The organism is Deferrisoma sp. (genome assembly GCF_054681715.1).
Window position 1 is genome coordinate 14,791 of record NZ_BAAHFQ010000031.1, and the last position, 13,029, is coordinate 27,819.

15 protein-coding genes are annotated in these 13,029 nt (G+C 68.8%); 14 read left to right on the forward strand and 1 reads right to left on the reverse strand.

All coding sequences use genetic code 11. The features are described from left to right. The first annotated feature begins 75 nt into the window (after positions 1-75). The 6 genes from ACY0I8_RS06890 to ACY0I8_RS06915 all read left to right on the forward strand — a co-directional run bounded on the left by ACY0I8_RS06890 (position 76) and on the right by ACY0I8_RS06915 (position 5,968). Positions 76-1,065, forward strand: coding sequence for a peroxiredoxin family protein (locus ACY0I8_RS06890; RefSeq protein WP_461394162.1), 990 nt, complete (start codon positions 76-78; stop codon positions 1,063-1,065). Positions 1,066-1,088: 23 nt separating this feature from the next. Continuing rightward, positions 1,089-2,210, forward strand: coding sequence for a redoxin domain-containing protein (locus ACY0I8_RS06895; protein WP_461394163.1), 1,122 nt, complete (start codon positions 1,089-1,091; stop codon positions 2,208-2,210). Between the two features lie 3 nt (positions 2,211-2,213). Next, a complete protein-coding gene (locus tag ACY0I8_RS06900; RefSeq protein WP_461394164.1) occupies positions 2,214-2,438 on the forward strand; it encodes a hypothetical protein in 225 nt (74 codons plus the stop codon). A 151-nt stretch (positions 2,439-2,589) separates the two neighbouring features. Next, the gene (locus tag ACY0I8_RS06905) at positions 2,590-3,432 is read left to right on the forward strand and encodes a 4Fe-4S binding protein (protein ID WP_461394165.1); all 843 of its coding nucleotides are present in this window, start codon (positions 2,590-2,592) and stop codon (positions 3,430-3,432) included. A 20-nt stretch (positions 3,433-3,452) separates the two neighbouring features. Next, positions 3,453-4,955: a sensor histidine kinase gene (locus ACY0I8_RS06910; RefSeq protein WP_461394166.1), complete on the forward strand. Its 1,503-nt coding sequence runs from the start codon at positions 3,453-3,455 to the stop codon at positions 4,953-4,955. Next, positions 4,952-5,968: an OmpA family protein gene (locus ACY0I8_RS06915; protein WP_461394167.1), complete on the forward strand. Its 1,017-nt coding sequence runs from the start codon at positions 4,952-4,954 to the stop codon at positions 5,966-5,968. The genes ACY0I8_RS06910 and ACY0I8_RS06915 overlap by 4 nt, the downstream gene beginning before the upstream one ends. A 399-nt stretch (positions 5,969-6,367) precedes the next feature. Here the strand turns inward: ACY0I8_RS06915 and ACY0I8_RS06920 are convergent, their stop codons facing one another. Next, complete coding sequence (locus ACY0I8_RS06920) at positions 6,368-6,709, reverse strand: P-II family nitrogen regulator (RefSeq protein ID WP_461394168.1); 342 nt, start codon at positions 6,707-6,709, stop codon at positions 6,368-6,370. Positions 6,710-7,057: 348 nt separating this feature from the next. Between ACY0I8_RS06920 and rpsB the strand changes: the two genes are divergently transcribed. From rpsB to ACY0I8_RS06960, 8 genes are all read left to right on the forward strand, one after another. Further along, on the forward strand, positions 7,058-7,855 hold the full coding sequence (gene rpsB, locus ACY0I8_RS06925) for a 30S ribosomal protein S2 (protein WP_461394169.1): 798 nt from the start codon (positions 7,058-7,060) through the stop codon (positions 7,853-7,855). A gap of 54 nt (positions 7,856-7,909) precedes the next feature. Further along, the gene (gene tsf, locus ACY0I8_RS06930) at positions 7,910-8,560 is read left to right on the forward strand and encodes a translation elongation factor Ts (protein ID WP_461394170.1); all 651 of its coding nucleotides are present in this window, start codon (positions 7,910-7,912) and stop codon (positions 8,558-8,560) included. An 82-nt stretch (positions 8,561-8,642) separates the two neighbouring features. After that, positions 8,643-9,368 (forward strand): UMP kinase, encoded by a 726-nt coding sequence (gene pyrH, locus ACY0I8_RS06935; RefSeq protein ID WP_461394171.1) that lies wholly within the window; start codon positions 8,643-8,645, stop codon positions 9,366-9,368. Between the two features lie 257 nt (positions 9,369-9,625). Continuing rightward, positions 9,626-10,192: a ribosome-recycling factor gene (gene frr / locus ACY0I8_RS06940; RefSeq protein WP_459941623.1), complete on the forward strand. Its 567-nt coding sequence runs from the start codon at positions 9,626-9,628 to the stop codon at positions 10,190-10,192. Positions 10,193-10,205: 13 nt separating this feature from the next. After that, complete coding sequence (gene uppS, locus ACY0I8_RS06945; RefSeq protein WP_461394172.1) at positions 10,206-10,940, forward strand: polyprenyl diphosphate synthase; 735 nt, start codon at positions 10,206-10,208, stop codon at positions 10,938-10,940. Then, positions 10,937-11,734, forward strand: a complete 798-nt coding sequence (locus ACY0I8_RS06950) for a phosphatidate cytidylyltransferase (RefSeq protein ID WP_461394173.1) — start codon at positions 10,937-10,939, stop codon at positions 11,732-11,734. Before uppS ends, ACY0I8_RS06950 begins: the two co-directional genes overlap by 4 nt. Beyond that, positions 11,731-12,894: a 1-deoxy-D-xylulose-5-phosphate reductoisomerase gene (locus tag ACY0I8_RS06955; protein WP_459941626.1), complete on the forward strand. Its 1,164-nt coding sequence runs from the start codon at positions 11,731-11,733 to the stop codon at positions 12,892-12,894. Before ACY0I8_RS06950 ends, ACY0I8_RS06955 begins: the two co-directional genes overlap by 4 nt. Further along, positions 12,891-13,029 (forward strand): site-2 protease family protein (locus ACY0I8_RS06960; RefSeq protein WP_461394175.1); only part of this gene is annotated, 139 nt, incomplete at its 3' end. The genes ACY0I8_RS06955 and ACY0I8_RS06960, both read left to right, overlap by 4 nt.

The window sequence follows — 13,029 nt, forward strand, 5'->3', positions numbered from 1 at the left end:
CCGGGGGGCGGCGGCCCCCCGGGTTTTTGCGTTCGGCCGGAAGGCTTCTTGGATTCGGGAGCAGGAGGAAGGGCCATGCGGAGCTGTTGGCATCTGGGCAACGGGTTGGCCGCCCTAGCGATCGCGGGGGTCCTAGCGGCCGCACCCAACACGGCCGCGGGATTCCGGAAGGTGAAGCCGGGGCAGCCCGCGCCGGGCGTTTCGCTGCAAGCGGTGACGGGGGAGACGATGTCGCTCTCGTCGCTGAAGGGCAAGGCCGTGGTGCTTTCGTTCCTTCGCCAGGGGCAGGAACGCAGTGAAAAAGCGGCCAAGGCCCTGGAGGAGGTGAAGGCGGCCTTTCCGGACCGGGCGGCCGTGGTGGGGGTGATCGTGAACCCGGCCGAAGGGGACGCCAAAGCCTGGGCCGAAGGCCTGGGGATCTCGTACCCGGTGGTGGAGGACGCCGATCAGGAGGTCTACGGCACGTACGGGGTTCTCGTGGCCCCGAGCACCGGCGTCATCGACCCGGAGGGCAAGTTCGTCGAGGAGGTGGGGGGCTACACCGCCGGGTTCGCCGACGAGGTGAAGCGGCTCGTGGCCAAGGCCTTGGGCGAGGAGGTCCGGGAGGAACCCGCGGCTTCGGCCCCGGAAAAGTCCGATGCCCGGAAGGACGCCGAGCGCTACCTCCAGAAGGCGAAACTCCTGGTGAAGCGGAAGATGCCCGAAAAGGCCTTGGAGTCGGCGAGGGAGGCCGTGAAGGCCGACGACACCTACGCCGAGGCCCACGAGCTTCTGGGACTTTGGCTCCTGGACGCCTCGCCCGACAACGTAGATGAGGCCGAGGCGTACCTCAAGCGGGCCCTGGAACTGAACCCCCGGAGCTCCGACGCCAAGGTGGGGCTGGCGCGGGTGATGGGGATTCGCGGCAACGTGGACGAGGCGGCCAAGACCCTGGAGGATGCGGCCCGGATCAGCCCGAAGCCGGAGCGGATCTACTACGAGCTCGGCCGCATCTACGAAGGGGCCGGCCAGTACGAAAAGGCCGTGGAGGCGTACCGGAAGGCGCTGGAAAAGCTGCTCCACTGAGGGTGGGGTAAGGAGAGTCAGCCATGGCGGGTCGACGGTTCGGGCTATTTTTGGGGTTTCTGGTGCTCTTGGCGGTGGCGCCGGCCGCCGCGGCGTTCAAGTACGTGGAGGTCGGCCAGAAGGCGCCGGAGTTCACCCTCAAAACCCTGGACGGCACCGAGATCCGGCTCGCCGACAAGGTGGGGGCGAAGGCCGTGGCCGTGGTCTTCTGGGCCACCTGGAGCCCGCGAAGCAAAACGCTCCTGGAGGACCTGGCCAAGTTTTATGCGGAGCGCCAGGACAAGGGATTTGAGGTGTTGGCGGTCAATGTGGACCACGAGCACCTGGACGCCGAGACCCGTGCGGCCGTCGAGCAGGCGGCGAAGGGCCTTCCGTTTCCCGTGGTGCTGGACGAGGGGCTGGCCACCTACTACGCGTACGGGGTGGTGGCGACGCCGTCGGTGGCCCTCCTGGACGATGCGGGCACGGTGCGGTACGCGTTCGCCAGTTACTCCACGGCCACGAGGACCGATCTCAAGGAGGCGGTGGACGCGCTCCTCGGCATCGCCCCGGATGCGAGCGCCCGCGTCGCGGTGAAGAAGCGCGACTACGTGCCCCCCAAGAAGGCCACCCTCCACTACCAGAAGGCCCAGGTGCTGATTCGCCGGGGCATGGCCCGCAAGGCCGTGCGCGATTTGGAGAAAGCGGCCAAGCTGGACCCCAAGTGGGCCGATCCGCGGGTCCTGCTGGCCCGGATCTACCTGGAGGGGGCCCGCAAGAAGCCGGCGCTCCTGGAAAAGGCCGAGGCGGTGCTGCGGGAGGCCCGGGAGATCCAGCCGAAACACCTCCAGACCCTGGGGCTCCTGGCCGAGGTGCTGGAGGCGCGACAAAAGCCCGAGGAGGCTCTCACCATAGCCGACGAGGCATTGGCCATCGAGCCCGCGTACACGCCGGCCCTGGTGGTGAAGGCCCGGAGCCTTCGGGCCCTGGGACGCCCCGACGAGGCCGCAAAGGCCATCGAGGCGGCGGTGGAGCTCGACCCGAGGAACCCGAGGGTACTGGCGGAGAAGGGGGAGATCGCGGCCGCCCAGGGCCGGTGGGACGAGGCGGCCGCGTCGTTTCGCCAGGCCGTGGAGTTGGCCTGGCGGGTCCGGGGCGAGGGGTAGCCGATGCCTGAATGGGTGATTGAGATCCGGGATGTGCTTTGGGATCCCAACTTCATCCCGGTGGCGGTCGGACTCGTGATCCTGCTCACCGTGGGCACCGGACTCTGGAACGCCCGGTGGCGCCGCACGGTGTGGTTCGTGGGGCTCGCCCTCATGGGGGTAACCCTGTACCTGGGGCTCGCCCGTCACGAATGGGGTGAGGTTCTCTTCAACGGGCAGCTCCTTTGACTGAGCTGCATCGGGGTCGGGTGACCCCCGGTTCGGCGAGCAGGACTCGGCGCCACAGAGGCGGCTCTGGCGGGTGCCGTTTGTGAGATTGGGGTGGCGGAGATTTCCGCCTCTCCGCGTGTTAGCCTTCCAGCTTCGATCGGGAACTCGCGTGATCCGGATCCGAACACGACGTTTTTTTCAGGCCGGCGCGTCCCTGGGCATCAACGGGTACCTCCCGGGGTACTGGGCGAAGGCCGTGTACCAGGGGGCGGCGAAGGGGTTCTGCGTGCCGGTGCTAAACTGCTACGCGTGCCCCTCGGCGTTTTTCTCATGCCCCATCGGCACGCTCCAGCACTTCATGGTGGTGCGGGCGATTCCCTATTACACCCTGGGGTTTCTCGGCCTGATCGGGGGGATCGTGGGACGGATGCCCTGCGGCACCCTCTGCCCCTTCGGGTTCTTCCAGGAGCTGTTGTACAAGCTGCCGTCCCTCAAGATCAAAATCCCCACGTACCTCCGGCCGTTTCGGTTCGTGGTGCTCGTGATGCTCGTGTTCGTGGTCCCCTGGATCACGGCGGAGAACTGGTTTTCGAAGCTCTGTCCCATGGGCACGCTGATCGGGGGGCTTCCTTGGGTCACGATCAGCCCCGAAGTGCGCACGATGATCCGGGACCTGTTCTGGATCAAGATCGCCATTCTGATCTTCTTCGTGGCCTCGTCGGTGGTGGCGAAGCGGCCGTTCTGCCAGACCACGTGTCCCCTGGGTGCCCTGTACAGCCTGTTCAACCGGGTGAGCCTGGTGCGGCTCCAGTGGAACCCGGCGCTTTGCACCCACTGCGACAAGTGCTACGAGGTCTGCCCCATGGAGATCCGCCCCTACGAGGGCGAGAACACCGGACACTGCATCCGGTGCCTCGACTGCACGGCCTGTGAGGCCCTTACCGTGACCACCGTCCTCCACCGGGCTCCGTCGGCCGAGCCGGACCGGGTTCCCGGTTCGGCTCTCACCTGAGCGCGAAGCGGATCGTTTCGGTGTTTCGCACCTCGCTGAGCTTCAAGATCAACCTGGCGATCGTGATCGTGCTCGGCCTCGTGCTGGGCGGGGCCACGTGGCTTAACGTGCTGGCCCAGAACCGCCAGGCCGTGGAGAACACGAAGAATCAGGCCCGGATTCTCTCGAAAACGCTCACGAACATCATCCGGATCGACATGGAGGGCCGCTGCCAGAAGGACGTGATGAAGGTGATCCGGATGATGGGGCAGTTCCAGGACATCGAGACGATCCGGATCTTCAACGCCGACGGCATGATCATGCACTCGGCCGAGCCAGGCGAGATCGGCAAGGAGGTGGATGAGCTCGTCTACAACGTGTTTACGAGCCCCGACCGGTCGAAGCCGTTCAAGAGCGAGGAGCGGGGGCACCGCAGTTTCTGCATGGTCGAGGTCATCTACAACGAACCCAAGTGTCACACCTGCCACGATCCCCAAAAGGAGATCGTCGGGGTTTTGGAGGTGTGCCTGAGTATGGCCCAGACCGAGGCCCACATCCGGCAGAACGCCCGGTTCATGGGGGCCTCCACCGTGATGAGTCTCCTCCTTGTGACGGGGGCGATCAGCTTCCTGCTCCACCGCATGGTGAACCGCCCGGTGCGGGAGCTTTCCGAGACCATGAAGGAGGTGGAACGGGGGAACCTGGACGTGCGGAGCCGGGTGGGCGGCAACGACGAACTCGGGCGGCTGGCCCGGAGCTTCAACTCCATGATCGCCCGCCTCGATGAAACCAGCAAGGAGGTGGAACGGCTCCACCGGGAGCAGATGATGCGGGCGGAGCGGCTCGCCTCGATCGGCGAGATGGCGGCGAGCGTGGCCCACGAGATCAAGAACCCGCTGGCCGGGCTCGCCGGGGCGGCCCAGGTGCTGGCCCAGGGGTTCGGTCCGGACGACCCCCGCACCCCCGTGGTGCAGGAAATGCTCAAGCTCATCGACCGGCTCGACAAGACGATCCGGGATCTTCTGAGCTTTGCCCGGGAGTCGGTACCCAACTGGCAGCAGGCGAACTTGAACGACGTGGTGGAAGAGTCGGTGTTCTTCGTGGACCGGGAGGAGGGCGGGGCGCGCGACCAGTTGGACCTGGACCTGGACCCGGCCATGCCGGAGGTCCCGATGGACCCGCAGCAGATCCAGCAGGTGCTCCTCAACCTGATCCTGAACGCGCGCCACGCCGTGGGCAGCCGCGGGCGGGTCACGGTGCGGACCCGGGCGCGGCCGACCCTGGACGGCGGGGTTGGCCCCGGCGGGGACGGCTGGGTGGAGGTGGTTGTGGAGGACGAGGGGCCCGGCATCCCGGCCGAGAAGCTGAGCGAGATCTTCAAGCCGTTCTATACGACCAAGAACCAGGGAACCGGCCTAGGGCTGCCGATCTGCCGGAAGATCGTCGAGGCCCACGGGGGCAGGATGCACGTGGAGAGCCGGGTGGGCGTGGGGTCCAAGTTCTACGTGTGGTTGCCCACCGAGCACAGGGAGGATGAGGCATGAGGGGGGGGCTTTGGGGCGTGTTGGGTGTGGCCGTGCTCCTCGGGGGGTGCGGCGTGGCCAAGGAGGAGTACCTCAAGGCCGTCGACCGCGCCGGCACCTTGGAGGCCCGGCTTCGGGCCACCGAGCAGGAACTCGCAGCCGAACGAAGGGGTAGGGCCGAGGCCGAGGAGGCGCTGGCCCGGTGCGGCGAGGAGCGGTCAAGCCTCGAGGGGAAGGCCCGTGATCTGGCGGCGCGCCTCTCCGAGGCCGAGGCCGAGGCGGCCCGCTGGCGCACCCGGGCCCAGGAACGGGAGGCGGACCTCGACCTGTGCGGCAAGGCCCGGCAGGAGGCGGAGTCCCGGGTCGAGGCGTGCGAGCGCCGCCGGGAGGAGGAGCTCACGGCGCTGCGGTCCCAGAAGCTCGATGTGGAGTCCCGGCTCGAGGCCTGCCGGGCCGATCTCGCGGACCTCAAGGCCAAGCTCGAGCTCGTGGAGGCCGAGCGCCGCCGGGCCGAGCAGGAGAAGCGCGAGAAGCTCGATGAGGTGTCCCGCACCTACCAGGGCCTTCTCAAGGGCATGGAGAAGGAGGTGGAAGAGGGGCGGGTCGTGATCGAGCAGCTCAAGGGCAAGCTCTCGGTCAAGGTGCTCGACGAGATCCTCTTCGATTCCGGAAGCGCCCGGATTAAGCCAGAGGGGGAAGAGGTGCTGCGGCGCCTGGGCGAGGTGCTCAAGGCCCAGACCGACAAGGCCATCGTGATCGAGGGCCACACCGACAACGTGCCGATCTCGGGGGCCCTGGCCGAGCGGTTTCCCACGAACTGGGAGCTCTCCACCGCCCGGGCCGCGAGCGTGGTGCGGTTCCTCCAGGACCAGGTGGGGGTGGAGCCGGAGCGGCTTTCGGCCGTGGGGTTCGGGCCCTACCGGCCGGTGGCCCCCAACGACACCCCCGAGGGCAGGGCCCGGAACCGGCGGATCGAGATCAAGCTCGTGCCCCTGGAAGCCCCCCTGTTCGCCCCGCCGGAAGGTTCGGAGTAGGGAGCGGCCAAGTGGCCTCGCCGCCGGGCGTGGTGCGGTTAGGACGGTACGACGCTCGGCGGCTTGGCGGCTAGGAGGCTGGGAAGCTGGGCGGCTAGGCGGCTAGGCGGCTAGGCGGCTAGGCGGCGGGGGGCGGGGCGGCTGGAAGGCCGTTGGGCGCGAAGCGCCCAGACCGTTCACGATTCACGATTCCCGATTCACGGGAGTTAACCCGGCCCCACGTCCACGCGTCCACACGTCCGAACGGTCAAACGACCAACGACCCGCGACCAACGACCTCCGGCAGTTGATCCGTCCGCACGTCCACGCATCCCAGCGTCCGCACGGTTGTCCGTCCGCACGTCCGCACGTCCCAACGTCCGAACGGTAAGCCCCGTCCACACGGTCCAACGACCCACGCTAATACAGCGCGTCTTTCCCCCGCTCGTTGGTGCGGATCCGCACCACGTCGTCCACAGGCAGCACGAAGATCTTGCCGTCCCCGATGTTGCCGGTGTGGCACACGGCGCGGATGGCGTCCACGATCTCCGGGACCCGTTCGTCCTCCGCCACGATCTGGACCCGGCTCTTCGCGAAGAACTTGGGCACGAACCCCCGGGTGTCGGAGTAGCGCATCTGGCCCAAGGGTTTCCCGATCCCCATCACGTTGTCGACCGTGAGCCCGGGCGCCCCGATCTCGAACAGGCGGTCGCGCAGTTCGTCGAGCCGGTCGGTGTTCACGATGGCCTGGATGAGCTTCATGGCGGGCCTCCTGTGGCGGCGTCGGGGCGCGTTCGGCGCCCCGATGGGATGTTCGGACGGGGTAACGGCCGCAGGTCGTTTGTCGCGGGTCGTTTGTCGTGTCACCGTTCGGACGCTAGGACGCGCGGACGGGCGAACGGAACGTCCCAGCGTCCTCGCTTCCCAGCTTTCCAGCCTTCCAGCCTTCCCGCCTTTGTCAAGCCGCCCTTGAAACCCCGGGCCGGGTGTGGTACCCGTATGCGCTTCCATTCCGCACGCTCCTGGACCGCCGGTGGTGCCCGAACGGGTCGGGTCGGAAGGCGGGACGAAGGGGGCGGAGGCCAACCACGCAGAGAGGAGAAAGACACGATGGCAACCGTATCGATGCGCGAGATGTTGGAGGCCGGGGTTCATTTTGGCCACCAGACCCACCGGTGGAACCCCAAGATGAAGCGGTTCATCTTTACCGAACGAAACGGCATCCACATCATCGACCTGAGCCAGACGGTGAACCTGTTCCGGCGGGCCTATGAGTTCGCCCGCGACACCGCGGCCCGGGGCGGGCGGTTCCTGTTCGTGGGCACGAAGCGCCAGGCCGTGGACATCGTGCGCGAAGAGGCGACGCGCTGCGGCGAGTTCTACGTGACCCACCGGTGGCTCGGCGGCACGCTCACGAACTTCCAGACCATCCGGCGGAGCATCGAGCGCCTGAAGGAGATGGAGCGGATGCTCGCCGACGGCACCGTGGATCTGATGACCAAGAAGGAGGGCCTGAAGATCCAGCGGGAGGCCGCGAAGCTCGAGCGCAGCCTGGGGGGCATCAAGGAGATGAAGAACCTGCCGGCGGCCGTGTTCATCGTGGATCCCGCCCGCGAGGACATCGCGGTGCGCGAGGCCAACCGGCTCGGCATCCCGATCATCGCGATCCTCGACACCAACTGCGACCCCGATCTCATCGACTACCCCATCCCGGGCAACGACGACGCCCTGCGTTCGATCAAGCTGTTCACGTCCCGCATCGCCGACGCGATCATCGAGGGCAAGGCCCAGCGCCAGGAGTTCGTGGAGACCGAGATGGCCGCGGGCTCCGAGGCGGCCGAGGAGGAGGCCCCGGTCGAGTCCGACGAGTACCTCGAGGTGGAAGAGGTCGAGATCGACGTGGACTGATCGGGCCCGCGCGCGTTTACCCCATCCGTTCGACATCCAAACAGGGAGATTGCCATGGCGATTACGGCGCAAGCGGTAAAGGAGCTCCGGGAGCGCACCGGGGCCGGCATGATGGACTGCAAGAAGGCCCTGCAGGAAACCGGCGGCGACATGGAAAAGGCCATCGAGTTCCTCCGGAAGAAGGGCCTGGCCGACGCGGCCAAGAAGGCCGGGCGCGTCGCGGCCGAGGGCCTGGTGCACGCCTATATCCATGCCGGCGGCCGGATCGGCGTGCTCGTGGAGGTGAACTGCGAGACCGACTTCGTGGCCCGCACCGAGGCCTTCCAGCAGTTCGTGCACGACGTGGCCATGCACATCGCGGCCACGAACCCCCGGTGGCTCGACCAGGAGAGCGTGCCGGCCGACGAGGTGGAGAACGAGCGCCGGATCCTCTCGGAGCAGGCGGCCGAAAGCGGAAAGCCCCCCCAGGTGATCGAGAAGATGGTGGAGGGGCGCCTGAAAAAGTTCCTCAAGGAGAACTGCCTGCTGGACCAGCCCTTCGTGAAGGACCCCGACGTGACGGTGGGCGAGCTCCTGAAGCAGAAGATCGCGGAGCTCGGCGAGAACATCCGGATCCGCCGGTTCGTGCGGTTCCAGCTCGGCGAGGGCCTCGAGAAGCGCCAGGACAACTTCGCCGAAGAGGTGGCCGCCCAGGCCCGAGGGTAACCGATCCCCAGAAGGTGTCGGGGGAACGGGGCCGCCCGTTCCCCCGATCGTGCGTTTGGGCCGGGGCGAGGAGGACGGGAGCGTGAGCGAGCGAAAGCCGGTGTACAAGCGGATCCTCCTGAAGTTCTCGGGCGAAGCCCTCATGGGGAGCCAGGGGTTCGGCATCGATCAGGCCGTGGTCGAGCGCCTGGCCCGTGAGGTGGTGGAGGTGCGGGACCTCGGGGTCGAGGTGGCCCTCGTGATCGGCGGCGGCAACATCTTCCGGGGGCTCAAGGCGGCCGCGTCCGGCATGGACCGCGCCACGGCCGACTACATGGGCATGCTCGCCACAGTGATCAACAGCCTGGCCCTCCAGGACGCCCTGGAGCGCCACGGGGCGACCACCCGGGTGATGTCGGCCATCTCGATGCAGCAGGTGGCCGAGCCCTACATCCGCCGCCGGGCGATCCGGCACCTGGAGAAGGGCCGGATCGTGATCTTCGCGGCGGGCACCGGAAACCCGTATTTCAGCACCGACACGGCCGCCGGGTTGCGGGCCATGGAGATCGGGGCCGAGGCGATCCTGAAGGGCACCAAGGTGGACGGGGTGTACGACAAGGACCCGGTGGGCCACGCCGACGCCCGGCGGTTCGACGAAGTGTCGTACATCGAGGTGCTCCGGCGCGACCTCAAGGTCATGGACTCCACCGCCATCTCCCTGTGCCGCGACAACCGGCTGCCGATCATCGTGTACGACTTCACCCAGCCCGGGAACACCCTCCGGGTGGTCTGCGGGGAGAACATCGGCACGAAGGTGGTGGGGGACTGAGGGGCCGTGAATCGGGAATCGTGAATGGGGAATGGTCGGAACCCGGCAACGCCGGACCGCACGGCCATTCTCCAACATTCGCGATCGCTTCCCAGCATTTGGGGGTGGCCGGCAGGCGGTCCCCGGTCCCAACCGGTCTTGTCGCCCAGGCCCGTTCACGCGGATCCACGCCAAAACGCCGGCGGGCGCAAGACGCCCCCCAACGATTCACGATTCACCATTCACGATTCACGGCAGTTCAGAAGGAGGTTCGAGCCATGGCGGAATCGGTGCAAGAGGTGAAGCAGGAAGCCAAGAAGGCGATGGAGAAGGCCGTCGACGCCCTCCAGCGGCACTTCGCCCGGGTCCGGACCGGGCGGGCCAGCCTGAGCCTCCTGGACGGGATCCGGGTGGAGTACTACGGCACCCCGACGCCGCTCAACCAGGTGGCGAGCCTTTCGATCCCCGAGCCCCGGCTCATCGCGATCCAGCCCTGGGACAAGTCGCTCATCCCGGCCATCGAGAAGGCGATCCTCCAGTCGGAGCTCGATCTCAACCCCACCAACGACGGGAACATCGTCCGGGTGCCGATCCCCAAGCTCACCGAGGAACGTCGCAAGGAGCTCGTGAAGGTGGTGCGGGGCATGGCCGAGGAGGGCCGGGTGGCCGTGCGCAACGCCCGCCGCGAGGCCAACGCCGAGCTCGACCGGCTGCAGAAGGAAAAGCTCATCTCCGAGGACGACGCCCGGCGGGGTAAGGACGAGATCCAGAAGCTCACCGACCAGTACGTGGCGAAGGTGGACGAGCTTCTGAAGAAGAAAGAGGCCGAGATCCTCGAGGTATGAGGAACCGGGACCGATGACCGCATCCGCCGGCCGGGGGGCCTCGGTGCCCCGCCACGTGGCCATCATCATGGACGGGAACGGCCGCTGGGCCCGGCGCCACGGGTGGAACCGGGTGCGGGGGCACCGGGCCGGCATCGACTCGGTGCGGGCCGTGGTGCGCGAGGCCCGCAACGCGGGGGTGCGCTACCTGACCCTGTTCGCGTTCTCGTCCGAGAACTGGGGCCGGCCCGAGCGGGAGGTGCGGGCGCTCATGGGGCTTCTGCGCCGGTTTCTGCGGGCCGAGGTGCCGGAACTCAAGCGAAACGGGGTGCGGGTGCGGGTCATCGGGGAGCTGGAACGGCTGCCGCCGCCGGCCCTCGAGGCGGTCCGGTGGGCCGAGGCCGAAACCCGGGACGGCCGGGACCTGGACCTCATCCTGGCCCTCTCGTACGGCGGCCGGGCCGAGATCCTCCACGCGGCGCGATCGGCGCTCGCCCAGGGCCTCGACCCGGCCGAACTCACCGAGGAGCGGTTCCGGTCGTTTCTGTACGCCCCCGACGTGCCCGACCCCGATCTGCTGATCCGCACGAGCGGGGAGATGCGGATCTCCAACTTCCTCCTGTGGCAACTCGCCTATACCGAACTCTACGTGACCGAGACCCTGTGGCCCGAGTTCCGGGAGGCCGAGTTCCGTGCGGCCCTGGCCGATTACGCCCGGCGGGAGCGGCGGTTCGGGCTGACCAGCGAACAGGTGAGGGGAGCGTCGTGAGCGCGAGGGTGCGAACGGCCCTGTGGGCCGGTGCCGGCTTTCTGGCGGTGTTGGTGTTCGGGGGGCCCTGGGGGTTCGGGGTCCTGACGGCGGGGGTCGCGGCCCTGGGGGCGGCCGAGTACTTCCGCATGGCCGTGGCCGAGCCCGACCCCCTGGAGCACCTCGGCGTCGCGCTCTGGGCCGGCGCGGTGGTGCTCGGGTTTCTGTGCCCCGACTCGGGCGTGCCCGGACTCCTGCTGGCCGCCGGGGCGGCCGGGTACGTGCTCGTGCGCATCCTGGGGTCCGGCCCGAGCCCCGACGGGCTCGCCCGCTGGGGCGCCGCCGTGGCCGCCTGGGTCGGGGTGGGGTATTTCCTGGGCCACCTCGTCTGGATCCGGGAGGTCGGCGTGTCGGCCGTGGTGTTCCTGCTGGCCGTGGTGTGGGCCGGGGACACGGCGGCCTACTACGTGGGGTCCGCGATCGGCGAACACCGCCTGGCCCCGGCCGTGAGCCCCAAGAAGAGCGTGGAGGGGGCGGTGGCGAGCCTTGCGGCCGCGGCGATCCTCGGGGCCGTGGTCTCCCTCCTTCTGCCCGTGCCCCACGGGATGATCCGGGGGGCGGGCATCGCGCTGGCGGTCAATGTGGCGGCCCAGTTGGGGGATCTCCTGGAGTCCGTGTGGAAGCGAAGCGCCGGGGTGAAGGACTCGGGCACGCTCCTTCCGGGCCACGGGGGCGTGCTCGACCGGGTGGATGCGCTTCTTCTCGCGGCCCCGGCCTACGCCGGCATCCTCAAACTCCTCGGGGCCGGCCCGTGAAGCGGATCGCCGTTCTCGGCGCCACCGGCAGCATCGGCCGCAGCACCCTGGACATCGTGCGGCGCCATCCCGACCGGTTCCGGGTGGTGGCCCTGGCGGCCGGGGGCCGCCATCCCGAGCGGCTCGCCGCCCAGGCGCGGGAGTTCGGGGCCCGTTGGGTGGCCGTGCCCGACGAGGAGGCCGCCCGGCGGTTGCGGGACCTGGGGGTGGGAGCCGAGATCCTCGCCGGCCCCCAGGGGCTTGTGCAGGTGGCCGGCATCGAGGAGGTGGACCTGGTCGTCTCGGCGGTGGTGGGGGCGGCCGGGCTCGTGCCCACCTACGCGGCCGTGCTGGCCGGCAAGACCGTGGCGCTCGCCAACAAGGAGTCGCTGGTGGCGGCGGGCGAGGTGGTCATGGCCGCGGCGCGGCGCACGGGCGCGCGGATCCTGCCGGTCGACAGCGAGCACTCGGCCCTTTTCCAGGCCCTGGAGGGGCGCGACATCGCCCACGTGCGCCGGCTCGTGCTCACGGCCTCGGGCGGGCCGTTCCGGGGCCGAACCCGGGCCAGCCTGGCCGGGGTAGGGGTGGAGGAGGCCCTGGCCCACCCCAACTGGTCCATGGGGCCCAAGATCACCGTGGACTCGGCCACCCTCATGAACAAGGGGCTCGAGGTCATCGAGGCCCGCTGGCTCTTCGACGTGCCGGCCGAGCGGATCGAGGTGGCCGTGCACCCCGAGAGCATCGTCCACTCCCTGGTGGAGTTCGTGGACGGGAGCCTCCTGGCCCAGCTCGGCCCCCCCGACATGCGCATCCCCATCGCCTACGCCCTGGCGTACCCCGAGCGCCTTGAGCTTCCGGACCTCTCGGTGGATCTCGTGTCGGCCGGCCGGCTCACCTTCGAGGCCCCCGACCGCGAGGCGTTCCCCTGCCTCGACCTGGCCTACCGGGCGCTCCGGGCGGGGGGCACCGTGCCGGCCGTGCTGAGCGCGGCCAACGAGGAGGCCGTGGCCGCGTTTCTGGCCGGACGGCTCGGGTTCCTGGGCATCCCCGAGGCCGTGGCCGCGACCCTGGAGGCCCACGACCCGCGCCCCCTGGGCACCGTGCAGGAGGCCCTGGAGGCCGACCTCTGGGCCCGGCGGTTCGTCAAGGACTGGGTGCGGCGCAAGGGGGAGAGTCCGTGACCTTCGTCCATTCCACCCTGTCGTTCGTGGTGCTCCTGGGCGTGCTCGTGTTCGTGCACGAGTTCGGCCACTTCCTGGTGGCCAAGCGCCTGGGGATCCGGGTGCTCAAGTTCTCCCTGGGGTTTGGCCCCAAGC

What these genes read in the sequence shown, in the direction of transcription:
- ACY0I8_RS06920 (WP_461394168.1), bottom strand. Translation starts at nt 6,709, where the DNA reads ATGAAGCTCATCCAGGCCATCGTGAACACCGACCGGCTCGACGAACTG.
- uppS (WP_461394172.1), top strand. Translation starts at nt 10,206, where the DNA reads ATGACCGCATCCGCCGGCCGGGGGGCCTCGGTGCCCCGCCACGTGGCC.
- ACY0I8_RS06890 (WP_461394162.1), top strand. Translation starts at nt 76, where the DNA reads ATGCGGAGCTGTTGGCATCTGGGCAACGGGTTGGCCGCCCTAGCGATC.
- ACY0I8_RS06895 (WP_461394163.1), top strand. Translation starts at nt 1,089, where the DNA reads ATGGCGGGTCGACGGTTCGGGCTATTTTTGGGGTTTCTGGTGCTCTTG.
- frr (WP_459941623.1), top strand. Translation starts at nt 9,626, where the DNA reads ATGGCGGAATCGGTGCAAGAGGTGAAGCAGGAAGCCAAGAAGGCGATG.
- rpsB (WP_461394169.1), top strand. Translation starts at nt 7,058, where the DNA reads ATGGCAACCGTATCGATGCGCGAGATGTTGGAGGCCGGGGTTCATTTT.
- tsf (WP_461394170.1), top strand. Translation starts at nt 7,910, where the DNA reads ATGGCGATTACGGCGCAAGCGGTAAAGGAGCTCCGGGAGCGCACCGGG.
- ACY0I8_RS06915 (WP_461394167.1), top strand. Translation starts at nt 4,952, where the DNA reads ATGAGGGGGGGGCTTTGGGGCGTGTTGGGTGTGGCCGTGCTCCTCGGG.
- ACY0I8_RS06900 (WP_461394164.1), top strand. Translation starts at nt 2,214, where the DNA reads ATGCCTGAATGGGTGATTGAGATCCGGGATGTGCTTTGGGATCCCAAC.